This is a genomic window from Variovorax sp. E3 (assembly GCF_016082275.1).
Lineage (GTDB): Bacteria > Pseudomonadota > Gammaproteobacteria > Burkholderiales > Burkholderiaceae_C > Variovorax.
In genome coordinates this window covers 51,597-76,364 of the sequence record NZ_MOWM01000007.1, presented here as the reverse complement: position 1 = coordinate 76,364, position 24,768 = coordinate 51,597, and the positions used below count along the sequence as shown (strand labels likewise).

Below are 24,768 nucleotides of genomic sequence, written 5' to 3'. Positions count from 1 at the left end.
CCATGCCCTCCTTCACCCCCCGCCAGTTCGTCATCCTCGTCCTCCTCACGCTCGCCTGGGGCTTCAACTGGCCCGTGATGAAGCTCGGCGTGGCCGACTACCCGCCGCTGGGTTTCCGCGCCATCTCGATCTGGCTCGGCCTGCCCGTGCTGGCGCTCGCGCTGGTGTGGCTCAAGGTGCCGTTCCATGTGCCGCGCAAGGCGTGGCCCGAGCTGCTGTGGCTGGGCGCCACGAACATGTTCGTCTGGCACGCCTGCATCATCCTCGCGGTGAAGGCGCTGTCGGGCGGGCGCGCGGCGATCCTGGGGTACACGATGCCGGTGTTCTCGGCCGTCCTCGGCGCGCTGCTGTTCTCCGCTGTGCTGGCACGGCGCGCATGGCTGGGCGTGGGCGCCTGCGCGGTGGGCGTGGGGCTGCTGCTGTGGCACGAGCTCACGGACTTCGCCGGCCGGCCGGGCTATGTCGCGCTCGCGCTGGTGGCGGCGGCGACATGGGCGCTCGGCACGCAACTGCTGCGCCACACGCGCATCGGGCTGCCGACGCTCACGCTGTCGTTCTGGATGACGGCGCTGACCGCCGTGGTGATGACCGTGCTGTCGCTGCTGTTCGAGCGCGACCGGCTCTACTGGCCGGGCGCCGTGACGTGGGGTTCGATCGGCTACAACGCGGTGCTGATCTTCGGCTTCGCGCACGCCGCGTGGTTCTACCTGGCGCGCGGCCTGCCGCCCGTGGCCTCGACCCTGAGCGTGATGTTCATCCCGGTGCTCGGCGTGTTCAGCGGCGCGGTGTGGCTCGGCGAAGTCGTGCACTGGCAGGACGGCGTGGCGGTGGCGCTGATGGTGGTCGCCATCGCCTCGGTGCTCTGGCCTTCGCGCGCCGCCGCGAAAGCCTGAAGAGCCACCCTCAGGTCGTCGTCTGCACGTGCAGGCGGCTGGTCTTGCAGCGGTGCAGCGCGCGGTAGTGCTCCAGCGGCCTGCCGTTCGCTCCGTACGCTATCGACTCGATGCGCAGCAACGGCTCCGGCGTGGGCAGGTTCAGCAGCTGGCAGGTGTCTGCATCGGGCAGCACCGCGTCGATCCAGCGTTCGGCGCGCACCAGCCGCAGGCCGTACTGGCGGCGCAGCACGTCGTACAGCGAGCGGTCGTCCAGGCGCGTGCGGTGCAGGCCCGGCGCCAAGTCAGCGGGCACCACGGTTTCCACCAGCAGGCGCAGCTCGCCGTCGACGCTGCGCAGCCGCTTGAGCGCGACCACCTGCGTGTCGTCGGTCAGCCCCAGTGACGCGGCCTCCTGTTCGGTCGGCATGCGCAGCTCCTGCGTGAGGATCTGCGTGCGCACCGAGCGGCCCTTGCGCTCCATTTCGTCGGAGAAGCCGAGCACGGTCGAGACGAAGTCTTCGTCGCGTTCGCGCGCCGACACGAAGGCGCCGCGCCCCTTGATCTTGTAGATGAGGTTGTTGCGCACCAGGTCGGCCAGCGCCTCGCGCACCACGATGCGCGAGATGCCGAACTGCTCGCCGAGCTCGGCTTCGGACGGCAGCTTGGCGCCGATGGGCAGCACGCCCTGCAATATCTGCAGGCGCAGTGCGTCGCGGAACTGGGCCCACAGGGGGGATTCGGAGCCGCGGTCGAGCACGGTCGACATTTCGTTCGGAGAGTTCACGTTAAGACTGGCCGATGGCCGAGCTGGTCGTCAATGATGCATCGAAAGGCATGGGCGCTTCTTGCGCCGCCATCGCCGGTGAAAGGGCCACGCCGTGGCGTTCCCGAAGCGCGGTCGCGCAAGCCTGCAGCTCCCCGCGCTCGTGCGCCGCGTCCCAGCCCAGCGCCTCGGCGGCAATGCCCGCCATTTCGGCGAGCGCGGCATCGGTGACGAGGCCGCGAATCGCGAGCAGCGTGCGGCGGATCACGAGGTCGTCGAGATGCACCACGCCGGTTTCGAGGCAGAGATAGGAAATTTCGGCCACGGAATAGTCGGGCGCGTGCTGCAGCGGCACGTCCCCCGAGGCGCCGAGCCGCTGCACGAGCGGCAAGGCCTTCGAGCCGTAGCGGCGCAGCAGCGCCTGCGCACGCGCGCGGCCCACGCCGGACGACGCCACCATGCGGTCGATGAAGCGTTCGGTTGCCGGCGCATCGGCCGGCAACTCCGCGCCGCCGCCGATCGGAATCAGCTCGGTCGATGCGGTGCGCGGGCGGCCCAGTTGCTGCAGCACTTCGTTCGTCGCCTCTTCGGCCAGCGCGCGGAAGGTGGTCCACTTGCCGCCGACGAGCCCGACGATGGGAATGTCGCGCGTCGCGTTCGGCAAGTCGACCACCACCGAGTGGTCGCGTGAGATCTGCCCCGGCTTGTCGGCGTCGGAGCGCGCGAGCGGCCGCACGCCGACATACGTGTAGACCACGTCGCCACGGTCGAACGACAGGTTCGGGAACACCTCGGCCAGCACGTCGAGCAGGTAGTCGACCTCGGCCGGCTCTGTGGCGATCTGGTCGGGGTCTTCCACCGGGATGTCGGTCGAACCCACCAGCACGCGGTCGAGGAACGGATAGACGATGCACACGCGCCCGTCCACCGCCTCGAAGTACGCCATGCGCCCCTGCAGCGCGTCGCGCAGCGCGGGGTGGTCGAGCACGAGGTGCGAGCCCTTGGTGCCCATCACGCGCGAGCCCGCGCCGCCGAGCACGGCCGTGCTGCGGTCCAGCCACGCGCCGCTCGCGTTCACCACGGTGTCGGCCGTCACGCGCACCACCGCGCCGGTGATCTCGTCGCGCAAGGTGAGGATGTTGCCCGCGCAGCCCATCACGCGGCAGTAGTTCGATGCGGCCGAGCGCGGCTGGTCGCGGCAGGCGTCGCCGATCAGCTCGAGGATGAGCCATTCGGGGTGGCTGATCCATGCATCGAAGAAGGTCGCGGTCCAGCGCACGGCCGCGCGAAACAGGCTGCGGTCGTTCGGCGGCACGCGGCTGATGCGGTGGTTGGGCATCACGCGCTGGCGGCGGCCCAGCAGGTCGTACAGGCGCAGGCCCGCGGCCACGGCCAGCAGCCCGCGCGTGCGCTGCGGCGGCGTGCGGCCGAAGAACTTGAGCGCGCTGCTCATCAGCCCGCCGAAGAAGCTCGACAGCGGCACCACCGTCTTCAGCGGCTGCACCAGGTGCGGGGCGTTGCGCAGCAGCAGGTTGCGCTCGCGCGTGGCCTCTGCCACGAGCGAGAAGCTGCCGTTCTCCAGGTAGCGCAGGCCGCCGTGGATCATGCGCGAGGGCGCGCTGCTGGCGCCCGCGCTGAAGTCGCCCTTGTCGACGATGAGGCAATCGACGCGCTGCAGGCTCAGGTCGCGGAACACGCCCACGCCGTTGATGCCGGCGCCGACGATCACCGTCGAGAAATGGCGGTCGGCCAGCGAAGCCGGGCGCACGAAAGGCAGTTGCCAGGCGCTCATTGCACGCCCCCGGCCAGGTGGGAAAACACAGGAGACATGGTGTCGATCAGTTCGTTGAAACCGGCGTTGAAGTCGGCATGGGCGCGCGCCTGCGCGCCGTCGGGTTCGACCGTGTCGCAGGGCGCGAGCAAGGCGCTGCCCTGCTGCGCGTGGTCGATGCCTTGCGACATGGCGGCGTAGAGCGCGGCGCCGCGCGCACCGGTCTCGTCGTCGGCGCAGCGCTCCACCGCATGGCCCAGAAAGCCCGCCAGCAGCCGCACGAGGCGCGTGTCGCTCGCGCCGCCGCCGAGCACGGTCACGGCCGACACCGGCAGCCCGCAGGCCGCGAGCCGCGCGATGTGGCGCGCATGCAATGCGGCCACCGCGTCGACCACGGCGCGCGCCATGTCGCCGCGCGTGTGGTGGCTCTGGAGGCCGACGAAGCCCGCCGTCAAGCCGCCGCCGCCGTTCACGAACGGCAGGAAGCGCAGGCCGCCCGCGCCCAGCGGCACCGACATCGCCAGGTCGACCACGGCGCGCGAATCGGGCAGGCCCAGCACGCCGGCCAGCCATGCGATGTTGGCCATCGACGAGGGGCTGTTCTCCATGTAGAGCCGCTTGTCGGCGCGCCCGAAATTCACGACCGCCGCCACGTCGGGCTTGGGCTCGATGACCGGGCCGATGACCGCGTTGACGCACCACGTGCCGAACACCGACACCGCGCGACCGCGCCCTTCGGCGCAGATCGCGGTCATCGACGCGAGCAGGTCGATGGCACCCATCGCCACGGGAATGCCCGCGGGCAGGCCGCACAGCGCGGCTTCCGAAGGCCGCAGCCTGCCGATCACCTCGCCGCTGGGCACCAGCGGCCCGAAGGCGCGCGGCCCGAGGTCGGCAATGCCCGATGCGTCGAAGGCCGCCTGCGACCACGTGCCGGTGGCAATCGACACCAGCCCCGCGGTACTGGCGTCGCTCGCGTCGGTCGCGATCTCGCCGGTCAGCAGGAAGCGAGGTAGTCCTTCGCGAACAGCAGCCGGTGCACCGCGCCGCGCTGCACGGCGTCGGTGCCCAGCAGCTCGGCCGCGATCACGGTGGGCTGCCCGGGCCACGGCCTGCAGCCGACGTCGGCGAACAGCGCGCTGCCATGGCCCAGCGACAGCGAGCGCGCCCGCGCGTCGGCCCGCTGGTCGGTCGAGGCGATGGCCCTGCCGCCCGCGAGTTCGTGGCGTGCGTCGAGCGCGTAGAGCCCCGCGCCGTGGCCCGTGCAGCCGATGGCGCGGACCTCGGCCGCGCGGGCGCCGAGTTGGTGGGCGACGTCGCGCAGCACGTGGGTCAGGGCGCAGCGGATGGCGTCCGCCTTCACCTCGCATCCCCCTGCGGGCAGCCGGTCGTGCGGCAGTGGCATGCGGGACAGGGCGACGGGCCGGCCGCTCCCGGCTTCGAGGGCCAGGGCTTTCAGGCTGCTCGACCCCATGTCGATGCCGATCAGTATTTTGGGCTTCATGTCATAACAGCTTCGGCGGAATAAAAGCACGTCGCCAGTAGCGTTTCCCCTAGTTATCCCGCCAAACAGGCAGCGCGTACATTCTAGCCTGTCATAACAACTGTCGTGACAACGAGGATCAGAGAGCTGCCTTGAAAAGCAGCATCAGCAAGCTGTGCCACTCAACGTGAGGAGACAAAAAATGAGGCGTAATTTCCTGAAGTCCGCCGCGGCCGCCGGTATCGGCCTGGCGGGCGCGAGCGCACTCGCGCAACAGCAGCCAGCCGCCCCGGCGGCGGGCGGCGGCCTGCGCGGCAACGCCAGCGACGTCTACGTGATGAACGTGATGGTGTCGGGCGTGGAGTACTGGTTTCCGGTCTACGAAATGATGAAGCAGCTCGGCCGCACGCTGGGCGTTCGCACCCGCTACACCGGCACGCCGGAGTACGACGTGAACAAGCAGCTCGCGTCGTTCGAACAGGAGCTGGCGCGCAAGCCCGCGGGCATTCTGCTGCACCCGATGAACCCCGACCCGTTCATCGAGCCGATCAATCGCGCGGCGGCCATGGGCATTCCGGTCGTCACCTTCGCGGCCGACTCGCCGAACTCCAAGCGCACCTCGTTCATCACGTCGGACAACGACCGCGAAGGCACGCAGGCGGCCGACGCCATTGCCGCGTCGATGGGTGGCAAGGGCGAATACGCCGTGCTCGAGAACCCCGGCCAGGACAACCACGACCGCCGCATCGCCGCCTTCGTGAACCGCATGAAGGCCAAGCACCCGGGCATGAAGCTGGTCGGCCGCGCCGCCAGCAACCAGGACCCGAACAAGGCCTACCAGGCGGTGCTGAGCCTGGCGCAGGCCAACCCGAACCTGGGCGCGCTGTTCATGCCCGAGGCCAACTCGGCGCTCGGCGCGGCGCAGGCCAAGGTCGAGACCAAGAAGAACATCAAGGTGATGTGCTGCGACGTGAACGCCAAGATCCTGGACATGATCAAGTCGGGCGACGTGTTCGGCTCCATCAACCCCAACCAGGGCATGCAGGGCTACATGGGCATGATGATGCTGTTCCTGGCCAAGAACCCCACGCTCATCGACCCGATGAACGACGCCAAGCGCAACGGCACCAACCCGATGGCCGTGCCCTTCCTGGACAACGGCCTGGCGGTGGTGAGCAAGGCCAACGCCGACGACTTCTACTGGGACAAGTACCTCGCGCGCCGTGGCACCAAGGGAATCGGCGAGTGAGTGAGCAAGACGCGATGAGCGCCCTGCTCCAGTTGCGTGGCATCAGCAAGCGCTTCGGCGCTTCGCGCGCGCTCACGGGCGTGGACTTCTCGCTGGCGCGCGGCGAGATCCACGCGCTGTGCGGCGAGAACGGCGCGGGCAAGTCCACGCTGATGAACATCATCGATGGCATCCACCAGCCGGACGAGGGTGAGATCTCGCTCGACGGACAGAAGGTGGTCATCGACGGCCCGGCGCATGCCATGCGCCTGGGCATCGGCCTGGTGCACCAGGAAATCGCCCTGTGCGGCGACGCCACCGTGGCCGAGAACATCTTCATGCCGGAGATCAACGCCGGCAAGCACGCGTGGATGAACTACGCGAGCCTGAACGCGCGCGCCGCCCAGGTGCTGCAGCGGCTGGGGCAGGACGTCGACCCCGCCGCGCTGGTCAAGGACCTGAGCATTTCCACGCAGCAGCTCATCGAGATCGCCAAGGCGCTCACGCTCGACTGCAAGGTGCTGATCCTCGACGAGCCCACCGCCGCGCTCACCGACAACGAATCGGCCGCGCTCTTCAAGGTGCTGCACGACCTGAAGGCGCAGGGCATCGGCATCATCTACATCAGCCACCGCATGGCCGAGATCTTTGCGCACTGCTCACGCGTGACGGTGCTGCGCGACGGGCGCAACGTGCACTGCGGCCCGCTGGCCGAACTCGACGCCGACGGCCTGGTGCGCCGCATGGTCGGGCGCGACCTGGGCAACTACTACCCGCCGAAGCAGGACGATGCAACGCACGGCGAGCCCGTGCTCGAAGTGCGCGACCTCGCCGACGGCGAGCGCGTGCACGGCGTGTCGTTCACGCTGCGGCGCGGCGAGATCCTCGGCATCGCGGGCCTCATGGGCGCCGGCCGCAGCGAGCTCGCCGAAACCGTGTGCGGCCTGCGCCCCGCGCGGCAAGGCAGCGTGCGCCTGCGCGGCAAGACGCTCGCCATCCGCAAGTACAGCGACGCGCTGCGCGAAGGCATTGCCTACCTCAGCGAAGACCGCAAGGCGGCGGGCGTGTACCTGGACCTGCCCATTGCGCAGAACATCGCGTCGATGGCGCTCAAGCGCGTGAGCTCGCGCTTCGGGCTGCTGCAGCGCGCGGCCGAGCACAAGCTGGCGGTGGAGCTGGGCGCCAAGCTCAAGCTCAAGTCCGACGGCGTGGACATCGACGTGGCCAGCCTGTCGGGCGGCAACCAGCAGAAGGTGGCCATCGCCAAGCTGCTGGCCACCAACCCGTCGGTGCTGCTGATGGACGAGCCCACGCGCGGCGTGGACGTGGGCGCCAAGTCGGAGATCCACCACATCCTGCGCGAGCTGGCGAGCCAGGGCGTGGGCGTGGTGGTGATCTCCTCGGAACTGCCCGAGATCATCGGGCTGTGCGACCGCGCGCTGGTGATCCGCGACGGCCGGCTGGCCGGCGAAGTGCAAGACGAAGACATGACGGAAGAGGCGCTGCTGCGGCTGGCCTCCGGACTATGCGAAGAGGAAACGACCCCATGAACTACCCGGCACAACTCGACGCGGGCCTGCCGCCGCGACAGCAGGACGGCGGCCCCATGACCCCCGCCAGCAAGCCCGCCAACAAACTCACCAGCATGCGCGAGATGGGCTTGCTGCTCATCATCGCGGTGCTGTGCGTGGGCATGAGCTTCGCGTCGCCCTACTTCCTGACCTGGGACAACGTGCGCGCGATGCTGCTGTCGTTCTCCATCGAGGGCATCGTGGTGGTGGGCATGACGATATTGCTGATCGTCGGCGGCATCGACCTGTCGGTGGGCTCGGTCGTGTGCTTCGCGATGGTGGTCACGGGCAAGCTCTTTCTCATGGGGTTCGACCCGTGGACGGCGGGGCTGGTGGCCATCGGCGCGAGCGCGCTCATCGGCGCCATGATCGGCGGCTGCGTCACGCGCATCGGGCTGAACCACTTCATCGCCTCGCTGGCGTTCATGGTCATCGTGCGCGGCCTGTGCCTGGCGCTCACGCAGGGCACGCCGCAGTCGCTGTTCTCGCTGCCGGCGGAGTTCAAGTTCATCGGCCAGGGCACGCTGTTCGGCGTTCCGGCGGTCATCCTGATCTTCCTGGCGATCGTGGTGGTGAGCGACTTCGTGCTGCGCCGCTCGACCCTGCTGCGCCGCGTGTTCTACACGGGCAGCAACGAGAAAGCCGCGCTGTACTCGGGCATTCGCGTGGGCAACGTGAAGTTCTGGGTCACGGTGCTGTGCTCGGCCTCGGCGGGCCTGGCCGGGGTGATCTACACGGCGCGCTTCGGCGCGGCCACGCCGACCTTCGGCATGGGCATGGAGCTCAACGTGATTGCCGCGGCCGTGATCGGCGGGGCCAGCCTCAAGGGCGGCTCGGGCACGGTGCTGGGCGCAGTGCTCGGCCTGGCGCTGCTGTCGGTGGTGACCAGCTCGCTGATCCTGCTCGACGTGTCGCCCTACTGGCAGGACGTGATCAAGGGCCTGATCCTGCTCGCGGCCGTGACCATCGACCACATCATGAACACCCGAAAGACCAAGCGATGAGCAACAGCAGCAACAAGACATCGATGAAGAAGACCACGCTCGGCCCCTCGGGCATCGAATGCTCGGCCATCGGCCTGGGCACCTGGGCCATGGGCGGCTGGATGTGGGGCGGCGGGGACAACGCCGCCGCCGTGCTGGCCATCCAGGCCTCGCTCGACGCGGGCGTGACCCTGATCGACACCGCGCCGGCCTATGGCCTGGGCCGCTCCGAGAGCATCGTCGGCACCGCGCTGAAAGGCCGCCGCCACGAGGCCGTGATCGCCACCAAGTGCGGCCTGGTGTGGCACACGCAAAAGGGAACGCACTTCTTTGAAGAAGACGGCCACCCGGTGTACCGCTACCTCGGGCGCGAGTCGATCATCCACGAGGCCGAAGAGAGCCTGAAGCGCCTGCAGACCGACTACATCGACCTGTACATCACGCACTGGCAGGACAGCACCACCCCGGTCGAAGAGACGATGGGCACGCTGCTCGAGCTCAAGAAGCAGGGAAAGATCCGCGCCATCGGCGTGAGCAACGTGAGCCCCGAAACGCTCGCCGAATACCTGCGCTACGGCCCGGTCGATGCGGCGCAGGAGCGCTACAGCCTGATCGACCGCGAGATCGAGCAGACGCTGGTGCCGCTGTGCACCGAGCACAACGTGGCGGTGCTGGGCTATTCGTCGCTCGCGCTCGGCCTGCTGGCTGGCCCGATCGACCCCGCGCGCCAGTTCACCGGCGACGACCAGCGCGCGAGCAACCCGCGCTTCAGCGCCGACAACCGCGCCAAGCTCAAGGCCTTCTTCGACGAACTGGAGCCGCTGCGCCAGCACCTGGAATGCTCCTTCGGCCAACTGATGATCGCGTGGACGCTGGCGCGCGGCAGCGTGTCGGTGGCACTGTGCGGCGCGCGCGTGAGCAAACAGGCCGTGGAGAACGCGGCTGCCGGCTCGGTGCAGCTGCGTGACGACGCGCTGCAACGCATCGACGCCGCCGCGGGCAGGCACCTGCACGCGCTGGCCTGACCCCCCCTTCACTCTCAACACACACACAAGGATTTCTTTCGTATGTCGAAGGACAAGACCGCACGCCTGAACCGGCTGCTGAACAACGGGCGCTGCCTGGACATCGCGCTCGACCACGGCGTGTGCAACGAGCCTCGTTCCTCAGCGGGCTGGAAGACATGCCCCAGGTGATCGACCGCCTCGTGGCGGCCGGCCCCGACGCCATCCAGCTGAACTACGGCCAGGCCGACCTGCTGCAGGACCGCCCGGGCCGCGACAAGCCCGCGCTGGTGCAGCGCATCGACATGGGCAACCCCTACAACGCCACCGCGCACCGCGTGATGTGGGCCGTGCTGCAGAACGAGCACGACCCGGTGCTGCCCGCCGTGCAGCGCGACGCGGCGTGCGTGGTGGTCAACCTGTTCATGCTGCCGAACGAGCCCGACCTGTTCCGCCAGTGCGTGCAGAACATCGCGCGCGTGCGCGCCGACTGCGACCGCTACGGCATGCCGCTGATGATCGAGCCGCTGGTGATGCGCCCGCACAGCGAGCAAGGTGGCTACATGGTCGACGGCGACGCCGAGAAGATCGTCACGCTCGTGCGCCTGGCGCGCGAGATGGGCGCCGACATCGTCAAGGCCGACCCCACCAGCGACCCCGCCGACTTCCACCGCGTGGTGCAGGCCGCGCGCTGCCCCGTGCTCGTGCGCGGCGGCGGGCGCGAAGACCTGCGGCAGGTGTTCGCGCGCTCGCGCGTGCTGATGGACCAGGGCGCGGTCGGCATGGTGTACGGGCGCAACGTGTACCAGCACGCCAACCCGTCGGCGGTGGTGGACGCGCTGATGGCCATGATCCACCGCGGCGCCAGCGCCAAGGAGGCGTGGGACATCTACGAATCGGGCGGCGCGACGAACAGGCATTGAGCTGAACCGAAGCGGCGCGCTCGCGCCGCCTAGAAAAACGAGGAGGGAGAGGCTGTACGGCCGGCGGCGCGAGTCGCCGGCCGGGGTGCGCCCTGCGCGCGTGCTTTTGCAAGTGACCGACACAACAACCTGGAGGCGACGATGAGAATCCGGTATTACTTGATGGCGTTCCTGCTGCCATTCGTCACGCTGATGACGCACGCGGCACTCACCGGGGTCAGTCCGATGACGACCCTGAACAACATGGCGTCGGCGGTTTCCGCGGCCGTGGCCGACCCGCTCCCGCTGCAGGGACCGGGCCTGGGCAACCTCACCTACACATCGGCCGAGCTGTTCAAGCCGGTGTCGATGATCACCAGCCCCGCGCACCCGCTCGACCCGGCGCACAGCAGCGCCTACGAGTCGCGCGAGGTGCCCGCCACCTACCCGGGCCGCAAGGACTACGGCATGAACGCCGGCATCATGGTCAACGGCTACTTCCTGACCTCCTTCGCGCCGGACAGCGGCCTGGGCCCGGGCGGCTTCCTGCTGTACGACGTGTCGAACCCGCGCCAGATCCAGCTCGTGAAGAAGATCTACGAGCCCGAGGCGCGCACCAAGGAGTTCCGCGAGACGCACTCCTTCGGCACCAGCACGATCGGCGGCAAGACCTACGTGGTGCTGCCCAGCATCAACGGCATCGAGTTCTGGGACTTCACCGACGTCAACGACATCAAGCAGGTCAAGAAGTTGGCGCTGCCCGGCGTCAACGGCGGCGACTACGAGAACGTGGCGTGGCAGCTCTGGTGGCAGGCGCCCTACGTGTACGTGGCGTCGGCGGGCCGGGGCATCTTCATCGTCGACGCGCGCGACCCGGCCAACGCCGTGGTCGCGAACCGCGGCGCGGGCAAGCCCAACCCGGTGCCCACGGGCGAGCTCGGCGGCTTTCGCATCGGCCCGATCTTCACCATGGGCAACCACATGGTGCTGACCGCGATGGAAAGCAACGGCGGCTTCGCGAGCCTGGACATTTCCGACCCGCTCAACCCCAAGGTGCTCGACTCCATCGTCGGCACCACGCCGTTCTATTACGCGACCTGCTTCGACGGCAAGAACCTGCATGCCTCGGCGCGCAACAGCGGCGCCAAGATGTACAGCTACGACCTGAGCGACCGCTCGCGCTTCGTGGCCGAGGACAACCGGCTGGTCATCGACGAGCAGCTGTACTGCGCCACGCAGGACAACTACGTCATTCAAGGCGCGCAGACCCGCATCCACAAGGTCGACGTGAGCAACCCGCTGAACCACGTGGAGGTGGGCCGCGGCAGCATCCTGCGCGAGGACGATCCGAACTTCTCGCATTCGGACAACGGCCAGGTCGCGATGTTCGGCAACCTGGTCTTCGTGGGCAACGACCACGGCTCGGGCAGCGGCTTCGTGGTGCACCAGGTCGACCCCGACACCACCAAGCCCGAGGTCAAGCAGGTCTCGCCCGCCAGCGGCGCGAAGCAGCAGGCGCTGACCTCGCGCATCGGCCTGGGCATGACCGACAACATCCGGCCCGAGAGCGTCAATTCCAACACCTTCATCGTGCGGCCGGTGGGCGGCAACACGCTGGCGGGCATCTACAGCGTGCAGCTGGGCATCATCAACTTCTCGCCCGACCAGCCGCTGCAACCGGGCACCAGCTATGAGGTGTTCCTGCCCGCCAACGGCGTGAAGGACTATGCGGGCAACGCCATCGCGGCCGACTACAAGTCGGTGTTCCACACCGGCAACGCGACCGACATCAGCCTCATGCACTACTGGACGCTGGCGGGCAGCCTGTCGGACCAGATCGGCGCCAACAACGGCACGCCCGCCACCGGCGACACGTTCGAGAGCATCGGCCTGAACTTCGCGAACCGCACGGCCGGCGTGCCGCTGAAGAACGACACCGTGGCCACCGTGCTCGGCGGCAGCGCGTCGCTGAGCTTCTACATGAAGACCACGCAGGCCGGCGGCGCCAACTCGTGGACCGCGCCCGGCATCTTCGGGCGCGACCAGTCGGGCGGCGCGGACGACGTGTTCTGGGGCTGGCTCGACAACGGCGGGCGCATCAAGCTGTCGGTCGGCAACGACGCGGGCACCACTTCTTCGGCGGTGGTGAACGACGGCAACTGGCACCACGTGGTGATGACGCGCGACGCGGCCTCGGGCGCGCAGGCGGTGTACGTCGACGGCGTGAAGACCACCTCCGCCGGGCTCACGGGCACCAAGGGCCTGGCCAACAAGTTCCAGCTGCTGGGGCAGATCCAGGGCAACGCCGCGCTCTTCAAGGGCACGCTGGCGGAGGTGCGCGTGTACGGCCGCGTGCTCAGCGACACCGACGTGGCCACGCTGCGCAGCCAGGCCATCATCGGCGACCCCGGCATCGGCGGCGGGCCCAAGCTGGTCAACGGCCAGCTGGTGTTCAACCCGGCCACGCTGGGCGCCAGCGGCGCGCAGTACCGCTGGAACTTCGGCAACGGCACGCAGACGGCCTACTCGAACCAGCCGAACTACACCTACACCTACTCGACGCCCGGCCACTACACGGTGACGCTGACGGTGCGCGACGCGCAGGGCCGCGAGACCTACTACACCTACAACCTCACGGTGATCGCACCGGTCACCGCGCGGGCTCCGACGCACACCACCAACATCGCGGGCGACGCCAACTCGGTGTACTCGGTCAACCCCGACAGCGGCACGGTGGCCGCCATCGACGCGCAGACCCTGGTCAAGCGCTGGGAGACGCGCGTGGGCGACGAGCCCAAGACGCTGGCGGTGGGCCCCGACGGGCGCATCTGGGTGCCGGTGCAGGGCGAGGACAAGCTGGTGGCGCTCAACCCCGCCGACGGCACCGTCTCCGCCACCGTGGCGCTGGCCTACGGCAGCGGCCCCTACGGCGTGGTCTTCACGCCCGACGGCGGCCGGGGCCTGCTCACGCTGGAAAGCAGGTCGGTGCTGATGAGCTTCGATCCGGCCAACGGCAACACCACCGGCGCGGTGGCGCTGCAAGGCGACGTGCGCGGCATTGCCGTGGCGGCCGACTCGCAGGTGGCGTATGTCACGCGCTTCAAGTCGAAGATGACCGGCGGCCAACTGCACAAGGTCAACCTGCAGAGCATGAGCGCCATGGGCACCATCGCGCTGCCGGTGGACACCACCACCGTCGACACCGAGAGCCGCGCGCGCGGCGTGGCCAACTACACGGCGCAGGTGGTGATCTCGCCCGACGGCACGCGCGCCGTGCTGCCCTCGAAGAAGGACAACATCGTGCGCGGCAAATTCCGCGACAACACGAACCTCGTGCACGACCAGACGGTGCGCTCCATCCTGTCGCAGGTCGACCTGCAGGCGGCGGCGGAGAAGTTCGACGAGCAGATCGACTTCGACGACCGGGCCCCGGCGCGCGCCGCGCTGTTCTCGCCGGCCGGCGACTACATCTTCGTGGCGCAGATGGAGGGCAACCGCGTGGCGATCGTCGACACCTACAGCCGGTCGACGCGCGGCGAGATCAACGCCAGCAGCGCGCCGCACGGCCTGTACCTGGACGCGGCGCGCAAGCGGCTGTTCGTCAACAACTTCCTGGCGCGCTCGGTGTCGGTGCACGACGTGGCCTCGGTGCTGAGCTCGGAGACCAACGCCCCGACCTTCCTGCAGAACGTGCAGACGGTGGCGGTGGAGCCGATGGCGGCCGCGGCGCTGCGCGGCAAGCAGGTGTTCTACAACGCGTCGGACCGCCGCATGAGCAAGGACAACTACCTGTCATGCGCGAGCTGCCACGCCGACGGCGGCGACGACGGCATGGTGTGGGACTTCACCCAGCGCGGCGAGGGTCTGCGCCGCACCATCAGCCTGCAGGGGCGGCGCGGCACGGGCCACGGCAAGCTGCACTGGACGGCCAACTTCGACGAGGTGCAGGACTTCGAGAACGACATCCGCAACGAGTTCGGCGGCACCGGCTTCCTGAGCAACGCCGACTTCGCGGCCACGTCCGACCCGCTGGGCGCGCCCAAGGCCGGCAAGAACGCGCAGCTGGACGACATGGCGGCCTACCTGAACTCGCTGAGCAAGTTCATGCGCAGCCCGGCGCGCAACGCCGACGGCAGCCTGAGCGCGGATGCGGTGCGCGGACAGACCCTGTTCAACACCACGGCCCAGTGCGCGACCTGCCACACCGGCGGCACCTTCCGCGACGGACTGCGGCACGACGTGGGCACCATCCAGGCCTCGTCGGGCAAGGGCAGCAACCAGCCGCTGGCGGGCGTGGGCTTCGACACGCCGACCTTGTCGGGCACGTGGAACACCACCGCGTTCTTCCACAACGGCCAGGCCGCCACGCTGCAGGACGTGCTGAACAGCGGGCACGGCAATGCGTCGAGCCTGCCGCCGACGGACGTGGTGGCGCTGCGCGAGTACGTGCGCTCGCTGGACACGGCCCCGGCCGTCGTCACGCGGCTGCGCTCCGACCTGAACCCGACGATGTGCGTGAACATCAAGGGCGCGCTGAACACCAGCGGCACGACCGCGGTGCAATGGCCGTGCGGCAACGCCGGCAACGAGAAGTTCACTGTCACCAGCATCACGGGCGGCTACGTGCAGTTCGTGGCCGAGCACAGCGGCCTGTGCCTGGCGCAGAGCGGCACGGCCACGACCAACGCGCCCGTGGTGCAACTGGCCTGCTCGGCCGGCAACACGACGCAGTGGAGCGTGATCGGCTCGACGCTGCGCAACCGCGCCTCGGGCTCGTGCCTGGACATTCCGAACAGCGCGACGGCGCAGGACACGGCGCTGATCACCTGGACCTGCAACGGAGGGAACAACCAGAACTGGACGCAGATGCCGTAACGGCGTTCGGCCGCTGAGAAAAGAAAAGGCCGCCGCACCGGGCTCTCCGGTGCGGCGGCCTTGCTTTTCAGGCGTGCATCAGCGAACGAACTGGAAGCCCGCGCCGCGCACCGCATGCAGCGGCAGGCGCAGGCCGGCCTGCATGGCCTTGCGGCGCAGCCGGCTGACGATGACGTCCAGGCGCTTCGGATCGTTGTCGTGCGGGGCAACGGCCATGCCGATGAACAGCGCCTCGCGGCTCACGACCTTGCCGTCCTCGCGCAGCAGGCAGGCGAGGAAGGCGCGCTCGGTGGTCGTGAGCTTCAGCGTGCGGCCGGCCGGGTCGCACAGCACCCAGTCGCCCTCGGCCAGTCGCCAGCGCGGGGACGACGGCGACGATGCCGGCGGCGCGGGCACGAGCGGCGCCACGGCGGCCTTCGGCATCATCGCGCGCACCCGGCGTCCCAGCGTGCGAACGGTGGCAATCAGTTCGTCGATGTGGATGGGCTTGACCATGTAGGCGTCGGCCCCCTCCTGCAGCGCCTCGACCCGGTCGTGCACCGCGCCGCGCGCGGACGCCATCACGATGCCGATCGGCCCGGTGGCGCGCAGGTTCGACGCGATCGACAAGCCGTCCTCGCCGTTCAGCGCAATGTCGAGCACCGCCACCTCGCAGGGCGCGAGCGCGTGGGCCTTGTAGAAGGCGGGCGCGTCGGGCACGCCCTGCACTTCGAGGCCGGCGCGGCTGAGCAGCAGCACCATCTCTTCGCGCAGGTCTTCGTCGTCCTCGACGAGGTAGACGCGCAGCGACTTCATGCGGTGCGCGCGCCGCTCATGGGCACCTCGACGCGAAAGACGCTGCCTTGCGGCCCCGAGCGCAACAGCACGGCGCGGCCGCCGTGGGCGCGCGCGATCTCGCTGCACAGGAACAGCCCCAGGCCGGTGCCGCTCGCTTTTCTCGAACTGGTTCCACGAAAAAATCTCTCGAAAATCCTGGCTTGCTCGTCGGGGGGAATGCCGTCGCCGAAGTCCTCGACGTCCACGCGGGCCATGCCGCCGTCGGCCAGCGCGAGGCTCACGCGCACGTCGCACTCGGCGGGCGAATAGTGCACGGCATTTTGCACAAGGTTGTGCAGCGCGATCTCCAGCAGCGCGGCGTCGCCGTCGGTCCAGGTCTCGCATGCGGGCAGCGAGAAATGGATGCGCGCGCGGTCGGTCGGCCCGAAGGCCAGCACGAGCCGCTCGACCAGCGCGCGCAGGTCGACGCGCGCCACCTTCAGCGACGCGCCCTCGGCGTGGAAGCGGTCGTCGGCCAGGCAGTTGACCACCAGCAGCGTGAGCCGCTGCACCGCGCGCCGTATCTTGGCCAGGCGCGGCTGGATCTCCACGCCCGGCAGTGCGATCGACTGCGCGGTGGCGTCGATCACCGCCAGCGGCGTGCGGAATTCGTGCGACACCAGCGACACGAACTGGCGCTGCTGCTGCATGGCCTCGCGCTCCGACGCCAGCGCGCGCTGCAGGCTGGCCTCGGCGAGGCGGCGGCCTTCGATCTCGGCCGCGAGCTGCGCGTTGCTGTGGCCCAGCTCGCGCGTGCGCTCGCGCACTTTGTCTTCCAGCTGGCGTTCGGCGCGCAGTGCATCGTCGAGCGCGCGGGTGCGCGTGGCGCGCAGCTGCAGTTCGGCCTGGCGCGTGCGGTCGGCCACCACGATGGCCAGCAGCAGCATGTAGGCCAGCCGCACGGCGGCCCAGGTCACGCCCAGCCCTTCGTCGGGGCCGACCTCGGTCCACCCCAGCCACTGCAGCCGGCCGAGGCCGCTCGAGAACGCGAGAAACAGCGTCAGCACCGCCGGCCACGCGAACTGCCATTGCCGCTGCACGAACAGCAGCCAGCCGGCCACCAGCACCGAGCCGCCCAGGCCCACGAGATCGATCGTCGCGACCCAGGGCTCGAGCGCTTCGTGGTAGCCAGCGCCGGCAGCCGCGCCGATCAGCAGGTTGAGCGCGGCAAAGACCTGCGCGGTGCGCCAGCGCCCGGCAGGTGCCGCTTCAGCTCGAACAGCCGCGCGACGAACAGCACGATGGCCGCCTGCATCAGCGCCTGCAGCGCGCCGCGCAGTGCCAGGTCGCCCAGGCGCTGCGGCTCCCAGGTCGCGGGAATCGTCTGCCATGCGTGCAGCAGCACGGCCGCGCACATGACGAACGCGAAGTGCAGGAACAGCGTGTCGCGCAGCCAGCGCCAGAACACCAGGTTGACCATCAGCAGCGCGAAGGCCACGCCCATGCTGATGTTCAGGTAGGTGCCGAACTGACGCTGCTGGCGCTCGAAGCCGTTGGGCTGGAGCAGCGAGAAACCGTCGGCACTGGGCGTGTCGTCCAGCCGCAGGTAGTAGGTGGCCGGCGATGCGTGCAGCTGCACCGGAAAGAACAGCTCGGTGGTCGCGAAGCGCCAGTTCAGCGGGAACTGGCGGCCGGTGAGGCTTTGTTCGTAAGCGCCGGCTTCCTTCGGCTCGTACAGCACCACGGAGCCCGGCCGCACCGCGCGCACGCGCAGCAGCCAGTCGTCGCTCGCCTGGGCGTCGCGGGCCAGCGAGAAGCGCACCCAGCACGCCGAGCCCTGCGCGCACTTCAGCGCACCGGCGGCCGTGTCGGCGCGCACGAAGTCGGCATCGCGGCGGCCCGAGAGCACGTCTTCCGCGCGCAGCGTGCCGCCCGGGCCGCGCAGCACCTCGAGCGCGGGCGCGAGGCTGAACGGCCGCGCGATGCCGTCGTCGCCGTCCACGCTCGCGGCATGCACGGCAACCGAAGGCAAGGCCCAGAAGCAGAGCAGCAACATCAGCCAGCGTGCGAGGCGAGCGGAATCGATCGATGGAATGGCGCGGTCTCCGGCGTGAACGACAAGCCCGCGATTCTCACACCGGGCCCATGACCTCCCAGGTCATGGACCGCGCGCACCGGTTTTGGGAAAGTACCTCCATCGATTCATCAACCACCAGGAGAAAACACCATGACCGGCTTCAACATCCTTCCCCTCGCAGTCGCCCTGCTGATCGGCGTCGCCGCCCTCGGCTCGTGCCTGGGCATCGGGCTGGTCGGCCAGAAGTTTCTGGAGAGCACGGCGCGCCAGCCCGAACTGGTCGACACGCTGCAGACCAAGTTCTTCCTGGTGGCGGGCGTGACCGACGGCGCCTTCATCATCGCCACCGGCATCGGCCTGTGGTTTGCCACCGCCAACCCCTTCGGCTGAACGGAACTGACACGGCGCACTGGCACCATTCGTGCTAGCACCGTTGACACCGAATTGTTTATGGTTAAAGTATTTAGCTATCAACGGTTCGATGTCGCCGGTGCCGCATGACGCGGTGCCGGTGCGTCGTTTCTTCCTTCCTTGCCGGAGAACCCATGAGCCATCTGTCGTCCCCGAAGTCGCCCGCGCTGCCGCGCACCCTGCTGTCGCTGCTGCTGTGCGGCGCAGCCCTTGGTTCCGCGGCGTCGGCCATGGCCGCGCCCGTGAAGGTGGGCCTGGCCCTTGACATCTCGGGGCCATTCGCGGCGCTGGGCGCCGAGGCGCGCGACGGCTTCGCGCTCGGCATCAAGCAGCTCAATGGCAAGCTCGGCGGGCAAGACGTGGAGTTCGTGCAGGCCGACATGGCCGGCAGCCCCGACCAGGCCAAGCAGCTGGTCGACCGCATGATCCAGCGCGACAAGATCGACATCTTCAGCGGCCCCATCGGCTCCAACGTGGCGCTGGCCGTGGGCCCGACGCTGTTCAACGCCAAGGTACCGTACCTGTCGGCCAACGCGGGCCCCAGCCAGTTCGCGGGCGCGCAGTGCAATGCCTACTTCTTCGGCACCGCTACCAGAACGACCAGTTCCACGAGGCCGCCGGCAAGTTCGCGCAAGACCGCGCGTTCAAGAAGATCGTGCTGATCGCCCCCAACTACCCCGCCGGCAAGGACGCGCTGGGCGGCTTCAAGCGCCAGTTCAAGGGCCAGGTGGCCGACGAGCTGTACACCAAGCTCGGCCAGATCGACTACGCCGCCGAGCTCGCGCAACTGCGCGCGGCCAAGCCCGACTCGATCTACTTCTTCCTGCCCGGCGCGATGGGCATCAACTTCATCAAGCAGTTCGTGGGCGCGGGCCTGTCGAAGGACATCACGCTGGTCACGAGCGGCTTCTCGGCCGACGAGGACGTGATCGGCGCCGTGGGCGAGCCCATGCTCGGCCTGTTCAACACCTCGCACTGGGCGCACGACCTGGACAACGCGGCCAACAAGCAGTTCGTGGCCGCGTTCCGCAAGGAATACAACGGCCGCTACCCGTCGGTGTACGCCGCGCAGGCCTACGACGCGATCCTGGCGATGGACGCGGCCGTGAAGCAGGCCGGCGGCAACGCGCAGAACCGCGAAGCCGTGGTGGCCGCGCTGAAGAAGGCCAACTACGCATCGACGCGCGGCAACTTCAAGTACGCGAACAACCACTACCCCATCGAGAACTTCTACCTGCGCGTGATCGGCAAGGACGCGCAGGGCAAGGTCACGAACAAGCTGATCAACACGGTGCTGACGAACTACGGCGACTCCTACGCCGACAAGTGCCAACTCAAGTAGCTCGCCCCCAGGCTTCGCGGCACTTCGTGTCCGCTTCTCCTTCCCCCTACCGGGGGCAACACCTGAGGCCCGGCGAAGCCGGTTCCTCGGTGTTTCTCGAATGAAACGCGGGCAACCCTGTTGGATCTATGAGTGGAATTCTTGTTCTCGAGCAGCTGCTCAACGGCCTCGGCTACGGGCTGATGCTGTTCCTGCTGGCGGCCGGGCTCACGCTGGTGTTCGGCATCATGGACGTGCTGAACCTGGCGCACGGCTCGCTGTTCATGGCGGGGGCCTACGTGGCGGCCGAGGCGCACACGCGCACGGGCTCGTTCACGGCGGCCATCGTCATCGCGGTGGCGGTCACGGTGGTGGTGGCGCTGCTGCTCGAAGTGCTGCTGATGCGCCGGCTCTACACGCGCGACCACCTCGCGCAGGTGCTGGCCACCTTCGGCGTGATCCTGGTGGCCGACGACATCGTGACCATGGCCTGGGGCCCGTCGCCGGTGATGGCGCCGACGCCGGCCGCGCTCTCGGGGCCGGTGCAACTGATGGACGGCCTGCCCTACCCCGCCTATCGCCTCGTGATCCTGGTCGGCGGGCTGCTGGTGGCGCTGGCGCTGTATTTGCTGGTGAACCACACGCGCATCGGCATGCGGGTGCGCGCGGGCGCGTCCGACCGGCCGATGGCCGAGCTGATGGGCGTGCGCGTGGGCCGCATCTTCAACGGGGTGTTCCTGCTGGGCGCGGCGCTGGCCGCGCTGGCGGGCGCGCTGATGGGGCCGATCGTCGCGGTGCAGGTCGGCATGGGCGAGGCCATATTGATTCCGGCGCTGGTGGTGCTGGTGATCGGGGGCATCGGTTCGGTGCGCGGGGCCTTCGTGGCCGCACTGCTCGTGGGCGTGGTCGACACCGTGGGGCGCGCTTTCGTGCCGATGCTGCTGCGCGCCACCCTGCCGCCGGCCACCGCGGCCGACCTGGGGCCGCTGTTCGCCGAAGTCGCGATGTACGCGCTGATGGTGGTGGTCTTGATCTTCCGGCCCTCGGGGCTGTTCTCGGCACGCGCATGAAGCAAAGCACTCTCTCTTCACGCCACCTCGGCGTCGGCCTGCTCTTCGTGCTGCTGGCGGCGTTCCCGCTGGTGGCGCCGCTGTTCGGGCTCGAGTTCTACATCGGCTTCGTGCGGCGCGTGCTCATCGTGGCGCTGGCCGCGGCCAGCCTCAACTTCATCCTCGGCTTCGGCGGCATGGTGGCGCTGGGGCATGCGGGCTTCATCGGCGTGGGCGCGTACACGGTGGTGGCGCTCAGCGACGCGGGCGTGGTGTCGGGCTGGCTCATGTGGCCGGCCGCGGCGCTGGTCGCGGGCCTGGTGGCCGCGCTGATCGGCACGGTGGCGCTGCGCACGCGCGGCGTGTACTTCATCATGACCACCCTGGCCTTCGCGCAGATGCTGTACTTCGTGGTGGTGTCGCTGCGCCGCTATGGCGGCGACGACGGCTACACGCTGATGTCGCGCCCCGTGCTGCTGCCGGGGCTGGACCTGGGCAACGAGGCCAACTTCTACTGGGTGGTGCTGGCCATCGTGGCGCTGGCGCTGTGGTGGCTGCAGCGCGCCACGCAATCGCGCTTCGGCCACGCGCTGATGGGCATCCACGACAACGAGACGCGCATGCGCGCGCTGGGCTACCCGGTGTTCCGGCTGCAGCTGGTGGCCTTTGCCATCGCGGGCGCTATCGCCGGGCTGGCGGGCGCACTGCTCGCGGGCGGCAACGGCTTCGTGAGCCCGGCGACGATGCACTGGACGCAGTCGGCCACGTTGCTGGTGATGGTGGTCATCGGCGGGCTCGGGCGCAGCTGGGGCGGGCCGGTGGGCGCCGCCGTGTGGCTGGTGCTCGAGGAAGCGTTGAAGCAACACACCGAGCATTGGCACATGCCGCTCGGGTTGCTGCTGATTGCCGTGGCGTTGTGGGCGCCGAAGGGACTCGCTGCCCTGTACAAGCGCCGCCGGTCCCTCACCCCAGCCCTCTCCCCCGAGGGGCGAGGGAGCAAATCATGAGTCTTTTCAGAATCGAAGGGTTGGTCAAGCGCTTCGGCGGCCTGCTGGCGACCGACCATGTGAACCTCACCGTGGAGCGCGGCGAAGTGCATGCGCTCATCGGGCCGAACGGCGCGGGCAAGACCACGCTGGTGAACCTCATCACCGGGCTGCTGAAGGCCGACGCCGGCCGGCTGCTGCTCGACGAGAAGGACATCACCTCGCTCAAGGACCACCAGCGCGTGGCCGCCGGCATGTCGCGCTGCTTCCAGGTGACGCGCGTGTTCCCCAAGGAAACCGTGCACGACAACCTCATGCTCGCGGCGCAGGCCCATGCGGGCAGCAGCCTGCGCTTCATGGCGCCGCGCTCGAAAGAACGCGACCTCGTCGACCGCGCGGTGGCGCTGGCCGACCGCGTGGGCCTGGGCGGCGAGCGCGAGCGCATCGCCGGCACGCTGCCGCACGGCGCGCAGCGCGCGCTCGACGTGGCGCTGGCGCTGGCGGCCGAACCCAAGCTGCTGCTGCTCGACGAGCCGATGGCCGGCATGGGCCCGGACGAATCGGCGCGCATGGTGGAGCTGATCGAATCGCTGCGCGCGTCGATGGCCATCCTGCTGATCGAGCACGACATGGACGCCGTGTTCCGCCTGGCCGACCGGCTCACCGTGCTGGTGCAGGGCAAGGTGCTGATGAGCGGCACCGCCGACGAAGTGCGGGGCCACCCCGATGTGCAGGCCGTGTACCTCGGCACCGAAGCAGAAGGCCATTCATGAGCGGCGCGACCTCCACATTGCTCGAAGCGAAATCCATCGAGGCCGGCTACGGCGCGAGCCAGGTGCTGTTCGGCATCGACATCGACATCCGCCCCGGCGAAGTGCTTGCGCTGCTCGGGCGCAACGGCATGGGCAAGAGCACGCTGCTGAAGGTGCTGACGGGCACGCTCTCGCCGATGCGCGGCAGCGTGCACTTTGGCGGCGACGCCATCGGCGGCCACAAGCCCGACGCCATTGCGCGGCGCGGCGTGGCCATCGTGCCCGAGGGCCGGCACGTGTTCCCGAACCTCAGCGTGGACGAGCACCTGCGCGCCTTCGCGCGGCCGCGTCCGGGCAGCGCGCCGCGCTGGACGGTCGAGGCGCTGTACGGCCTGTTCCCCCGCCTGTCGGAGCGCAAGGCCAATGCGGGCAACCAGCTCTCGGGCGGCGAGCAGCAGATGCTGGCGATTGCGCGCGCGCTGTCGACGCACCCGCGCCTGTTGATCCTGGACGAGGCCACCGAAGGGCTCGCACCGGTGATCCGCGAGGAGATCTGGAACTGCATCGCCACGCTCAAGGCCGAGGGCGAAGCGATCCTGGTGGTCGACAAGTACGTGCAGCGCTTGCTGCCGCTGGCCAACCGCCACGTGATCCTCGAACGCGGGCGCGTGGTGTGGCAGGGCGACTCGGCCGCGCTGGACGCCGACCGGTCGCTGTGGACGCGCTACCTGGGCGTCTAGCCCGGGCTCAGGCCGCCGCCACCGCCGGGCGCCGCACGCCCGGCGCGCGCATCGCCAGCACGAACACCACCGCCGCGCAGGCCGCGATGCCCGCCACCATCGGCAGCGGCTTGCCGTTGGCGAAGGGCGCGACCAGCGCCACCATCACCGCGCCGCCCGCGAAGTTCATCGTGCCGATCAGCGCCGACGCGGTGCCCGCGAGCGACGCGTGCCCTTCCATCGCCAGCACGAAGGTCGCGGGCACGATCAGGCCGTTGACGCCGTAGCCGACCATCAGCAGCGCCACCAGCACCGAGAGCCGGTCGACGCCCGCCAGCGTCAGCGCCAGCAGCAGGCCGATGCTGCCGACCTGCACCATGACCGCCGTGCGCAGCACGCGCCGCAGGCCGAAGCGCGCCACCAGCCAGCCGTTGGCCTGCGACAGCGCGAGCAGCGACACCGCGTTGAGCGCGAACAGCAGCGCGTACTGCCGGGGCGACACGCCATAGTGCGTGCTCATCACGAACGGCGAATTGGCCACGTAGACGAAGAAGGCCGACACCGTGAAAGACGCCATGAACGCCAGCGCCATGAAGTGGCGGTCGCGCAGCAGCACGCCGTAGCCGGCCATGGCGCTGCGCAAGTTGCTCGACAGGCGCGCCGCCGCGGGCCGCGTTTCGGGCAGCAAGGCCAGCAGCATGGCCAGGCCCGCGAGCCCCAGCGCCGCGACCACGCCGAACACCGCGCGCCAGCCCACCGACCCGGCCACGAAGCTGCCCACCAGCGGCGCAAGGATCGGCGACACGCTGTAGACCATGAGCAGCAGCGACATCATGCGTGCCGCCTCGGGCCCGGTGTACAGGTCGCGCACCACGGCGCGCGGCGTGACCATGCAGGCGCACGCGCCCAGGCCCTGCAGGAAGCGCAACGCGATCAGCACGCCGACGCTCGGCGCCAGCGCGCAGCCGATGCTTGCGAGCATGAACAGCACGAGGCCCGCGACCATCGGCCGCCGGCGCCCGAGCATGTCCGACAGCGGGCCGGCCACCAGCTGGCCCGCGCCGACCGCGATGAAGAAAGCCATCAGGCTGGCCTGCATCGCATGCGGGTCGGCGCCCAGCGCATGGCCGATGGCGGGCAGCGCGGGCAGGTACATGTCGATGGCGAAGGGGCCGATCGTGGTGAGCAGGCCCAGCACGATGGCGTAGCGGGAAACTTGAGCGTTCGGGGAGGACATACGTC

17 protein-coding genes and 3 pseudogenes are annotated in these 24,768 nt (G+C 69.3%); 13 read left to right on the top strand and 7 right to left on the bottom strand.

What is annotated here, in order from left to right:
- The first annotated feature begins 2 nt into the window (after positions 1-2).
- Positions 3-893: a DMT family transporter gene (locus BMG07_RS04490; RefSeq protein WP_198083542.1), complete on the top strand. Its 891-nt coding sequence runs from the start codon at positions 3-5 to the stop codon at positions 891-893.
- Positions 894-903: 10 nt separating this feature from the next.
- On the opposite strand, the gene BMG07_RS04485 is transcribed toward BMG07_RS04490, so the two are convergent.
- From BMG07_RS04485 to BMG07_RS04475, 3 genes and pseudogenes are all read right to left on the bottom strand, one after another.
- Positions 904-1,641 (bottom strand): GntR family transcriptional regulator, encoded by a 738-nt coding sequence (locus BMG07_RS04485; protein WP_269758651.1) that lies wholly within the window; start codon positions 1,639-1,641, stop codon positions 904-906.
- A gap of 19 nt (positions 1,642-1,660) precedes the next feature.
- Positions 1,661-3,430, bottom strand: coding sequence for a glycerol-3-phosphate dehydrogenase/oxidase (locus BMG07_RS04480; protein WP_198083540.1), 1,770 nt, complete (start codon positions 3,428-3,430; stop codon positions 1,661-1,663).
- Positions 3,427-4,913: pseudogene (locus BMG07_RS04475) on the bottom strand (FGGY family carbohydrate kinase). Before BMG07_RS04475 ends, BMG07_RS04480 begins: the two are co-directional and overlap by 4 nt.
- A 181-nt stretch (positions 4,914-5,094) precedes the next feature.
- On the opposite strand from BMG07_RS04475, the gene BMG07_RS04470 reads away from it, so the two are divergent.
- The 6 genes and pseudogenes from BMG07_RS04470 (at position 5,095) to BMG07_RS04445 (ending at position 15,455) form a co-directional block, all read left to right on the top strand.
- Positions 5,095-6,141, top strand: coding sequence for a substrate-binding domain-containing protein (locus tag BMG07_RS04470; RefSeq protein ID WP_198083539.1), 1,047 nt, complete (start codon positions 5,095-5,097; stop codon positions 6,139-6,141).
- Between the two features lie 14 nt (positions 6,142-6,155).
- Complete coding sequence (locus BMG07_RS04465; protein ID WP_198083576.1) at positions 6,156-7,670, top strand: sugar ABC transporter ATP-binding protein; 1,515 nt, start codon at positions 6,156-6,158, stop codon at positions 7,668-7,670.
- A complete protein-coding gene (locus BMG07_RS04460) occupies positions 7,667-8,695 on the top strand; it encodes an ABC transporter permease (RefSeq protein WP_198083538.1) in 1,029 nt (342 codons plus the stop codon). Before BMG07_RS04465 ends, BMG07_RS04460 begins: the two co-directional genes overlap by 4 nt.
- 23 nt (positions 8,696-8,718) lie before the next feature.
- Complete coding sequence (locus BMG07_RS04455; RefSeq protein ID WP_198083575.1) at positions 8,719-9,699, top strand: aldo/keto reductase; 981 nt, start codon at positions 8,719-8,721, stop codon at positions 9,697-9,699.
- Between the two features lie 42 nt (positions 9,700-9,741).
- Positions 9,742-10,601 (top strand): annotated as a pseudogene (locus BMG07_RS04450) (class I fructose-bisphosphate aldolase).
- Between the two features lie 141 nt (positions 10,602-10,742).
- Positions 10,743-15,455: an Ig-like domain-containing protein gene (locus BMG07_RS04445; RefSeq protein ID WP_198083537.1), complete on the top strand. Its 4,713-nt coding sequence runs from the start codon at positions 10,743-10,745 to the stop codon at positions 15,453-15,455.
- A 78-nt stretch (positions 15,456-15,533) separates the two neighbouring features.
- Here BMG07_RS04445 and BMG07_RS04440 read toward each other — a convergent pair whose 3' ends face one another.
- From BMG07_RS04440 to BMG07_RS04430, 3 genes are all read right to left on the bottom strand, one after another.
- Positions 15,534-16,250, bottom strand: coding sequence for a response regulator transcription factor (locus tag BMG07_RS04440; protein ID WP_198083536.1), 717 nt, complete (start codon positions 16,248-16,250; stop codon positions 15,534-15,536).
- Positions 16,247-17,356 carry a sensor histidine kinase KdpD gene (locus BMG07_RS04435; RefSeq protein ID WP_198083535.1) on the bottom strand — a complete coding sequence of 370 codons (1,110 nt, stop codon included), beginning with the start codon at positions 17,354-17,356 and terminating at the stop codon, positions 16,247-16,249. The genes BMG07_RS04440 and BMG07_RS04435 overlap by 4 nt, the downstream gene beginning before the upstream one ends.
- Positions 17,357-17,421: 65 nt before the next feature.
- Positions 17,422-18,267, bottom strand: coding sequence for a 7TM-DISM domain-containing protein (locus tag BMG07_RS04430; protein ID WP_198083534.1), 846 nt, complete (start codon positions 18,265-18,267; stop codon positions 17,422-17,424).
- A gap of 171 nt (positions 18,268-18,438) precedes the next feature.
- Between BMG07_RS04430 and atpE the strand changes: the two genes are divergently transcribed.
- The 6 genes and pseudogenes from atpE to BMG07_RS04400 all read left to right on the top strand — a co-directional run bounded on the left by atpE (position 18,439) and on the right by BMG07_RS04400 (position 23,547).
- Entirely contained in the window at positions 18,439-18,678 is a 240-nt protein-coding gene (gene atpE, locus BMG07_RS04425) for a F0F1 ATP synthase subunit C (protein WP_012745530.1), read from the top strand.
- Between the two features lie 107 nt (positions 18,679-18,785).
- Positions 18,786-20,041: pseudogene (locus tag BMG07_RS04420) on the top strand (ABC transporter substrate-binding protein).
- A gap of 128 nt (positions 20,042-20,169) precedes the next feature.
- The gene (locus BMG07_RS04415; protein ID WP_198083533.1) at positions 20,170-21,090 is read left to right on the top strand and encodes a branched-chain amino acid ABC transporter permease; all 921 of its coding nucleotides are present in this window, start codon (positions 20,170-20,172) and stop codon (positions 21,088-21,090) included.
- The gene (locus BMG07_RS04410; RefSeq protein WP_198083532.1) at positions 21,087-22,076 is read left to right on the top strand and encodes a branched-chain amino acid ABC transporter permease; all 990 of its coding nucleotides are present in this window, start codon (positions 21,087-21,089) and stop codon (positions 22,074-22,076) included. Before BMG07_RS04415 ends, BMG07_RS04410 begins: the two co-directional genes overlap by 4 nt.
- Positions 22,073-22,828, top strand: coding sequence for an ABC transporter ATP-binding protein (locus BMG07_RS04405; protein ID WP_198083531.1), 756 nt, complete (start codon positions 22,073-22,075; stop codon positions 22,826-22,828). Before BMG07_RS04410 ends, BMG07_RS04405 begins: the two co-directional genes overlap by 4 nt.
- Positions 22,825-23,547, top strand: a complete 723-nt coding sequence (locus BMG07_RS04400; protein WP_198083530.1) for an ABC transporter ATP-binding protein — start codon at positions 22,825-22,827, stop codon at positions 23,545-23,547. Before BMG07_RS04405 ends, BMG07_RS04400 begins: the two co-directional genes overlap by 4 nt.
- 7 nt (positions 23,548-23,554) lie before the next feature.
- Here BMG07_RS04400 and BMG07_RS04395 read toward each other — a convergent pair whose 3' ends face one another.
- Positions 23,555-24,763, bottom strand: a complete 1,209-nt coding sequence (locus BMG07_RS04395; RefSeq protein ID WP_198083529.1) for a multidrug effflux MFS transporter — start codon at positions 24,761-24,763, stop codon at positions 23,555-23,557.
- Positions 24,764-24,768 lie beyond the last annotated feature (5 nt).

Coding starts and splice junctions, on each gene's coding strand:
- BMG07_RS04490 (WP_198083542.1), top strand. CDS start 3: ATGCCCTCCTTCACCCCCCGCCAGTTCGTCATCCTCGTCCTCCTCACG.
- BMG07_RS04485 (WP_269758651.1), bottom strand. CDS start 1,641: ATGTCGACCGTGCTCGACCGCGGCTCCGAATCCCCCCTGTGGGCCCAG.
- BMG07_RS04480 (WP_198083540.1), bottom strand. CDS start 3,430: ATGAGCGCCTGGCAACTGCCTTTCGTGCGCCCGGCTTCGCTGGCCGAC.
- BMG07_RS04470 (WP_198083539.1), top strand. CDS start 5,095: ATGAGGCGTAATTTCCTGAAGTCCGCCGCGGCCGCCGGTATCGGCCTG.
- BMG07_RS04465 (WP_198083576.1), top strand. CDS start 6,156: ATGAGCGCCCTGCTCCAGTTGCGTGGCATCAGCAAGCGCTTCGGCGCT.
- BMG07_RS04460 (WP_198083538.1), top strand. CDS start 7,667: ATGAACTACCCGGCACAACTCGACGCGGGCCTGCCGCCGCGACAGCAG.
- BMG07_RS04455 (WP_198083575.1), top strand. CDS start 8,719: ATGAAGAAGACCACGCTCGGCCCCTCGGGCATCGAATGCTCGGCCATC.
- BMG07_RS04445 (WP_198083537.1), top strand. CDS start 10,743: ATGAGAATCCGGTATTACTTGATGGCGTTCCTGCTGCCATTCGTCACG.
- BMG07_RS04440 (WP_198083536.1), bottom strand. CDS start 16,250: ATGAAGTCGCTGCGCGTCTACCTCGTCGAGGACGACGAAGACCTGCGC.
- BMG07_RS04430 (WP_198083534.1), bottom strand. CDS start 18,267: ATGTTGCTGCTCTGCTTCTGGGCCTTGCCTTCGGTTGCCGTGCATGCC.
- atpE (WP_012745530.1), top strand. CDS start 18,439: ATGACCGGCTTCAACATCCTTCCCCTCGCAGTCGCCCTGCTGATCGGC.
- BMG07_RS04415 (WP_198083533.1), top strand. CDS start 20,170: ATGAGTGGAATTCTTGTTCTCGAGCAGCTGCTCAACGGCCTCGGCTAC.
- BMG07_RS04410 (WP_198083532.1), top strand. CDS start 21,087: ATGAAGCAAAGCACTCTCTCTTCACGCCACCTCGGCGTCGGCCTGCTC.
- BMG07_RS04405 (WP_198083531.1), top strand. CDS start 22,073: ATGAGTCTTTTCAGAATCGAAGGGTTGGTCAAGCGCTTCGGCGGCCTG.
- BMG07_RS04400 (WP_198083530.1), top strand. CDS start 22,825: ATGAGCGGCGCGACCTCCACATTGCTCGAAGCGAAATCCATCGAGGCC.
- BMG07_RS04395 (WP_198083529.1), bottom strand. CDS start 24,763: ATGTCCTCCCCGAACGCTCAAGTTTCCCGCTACGCCATCGTGCTGGGC.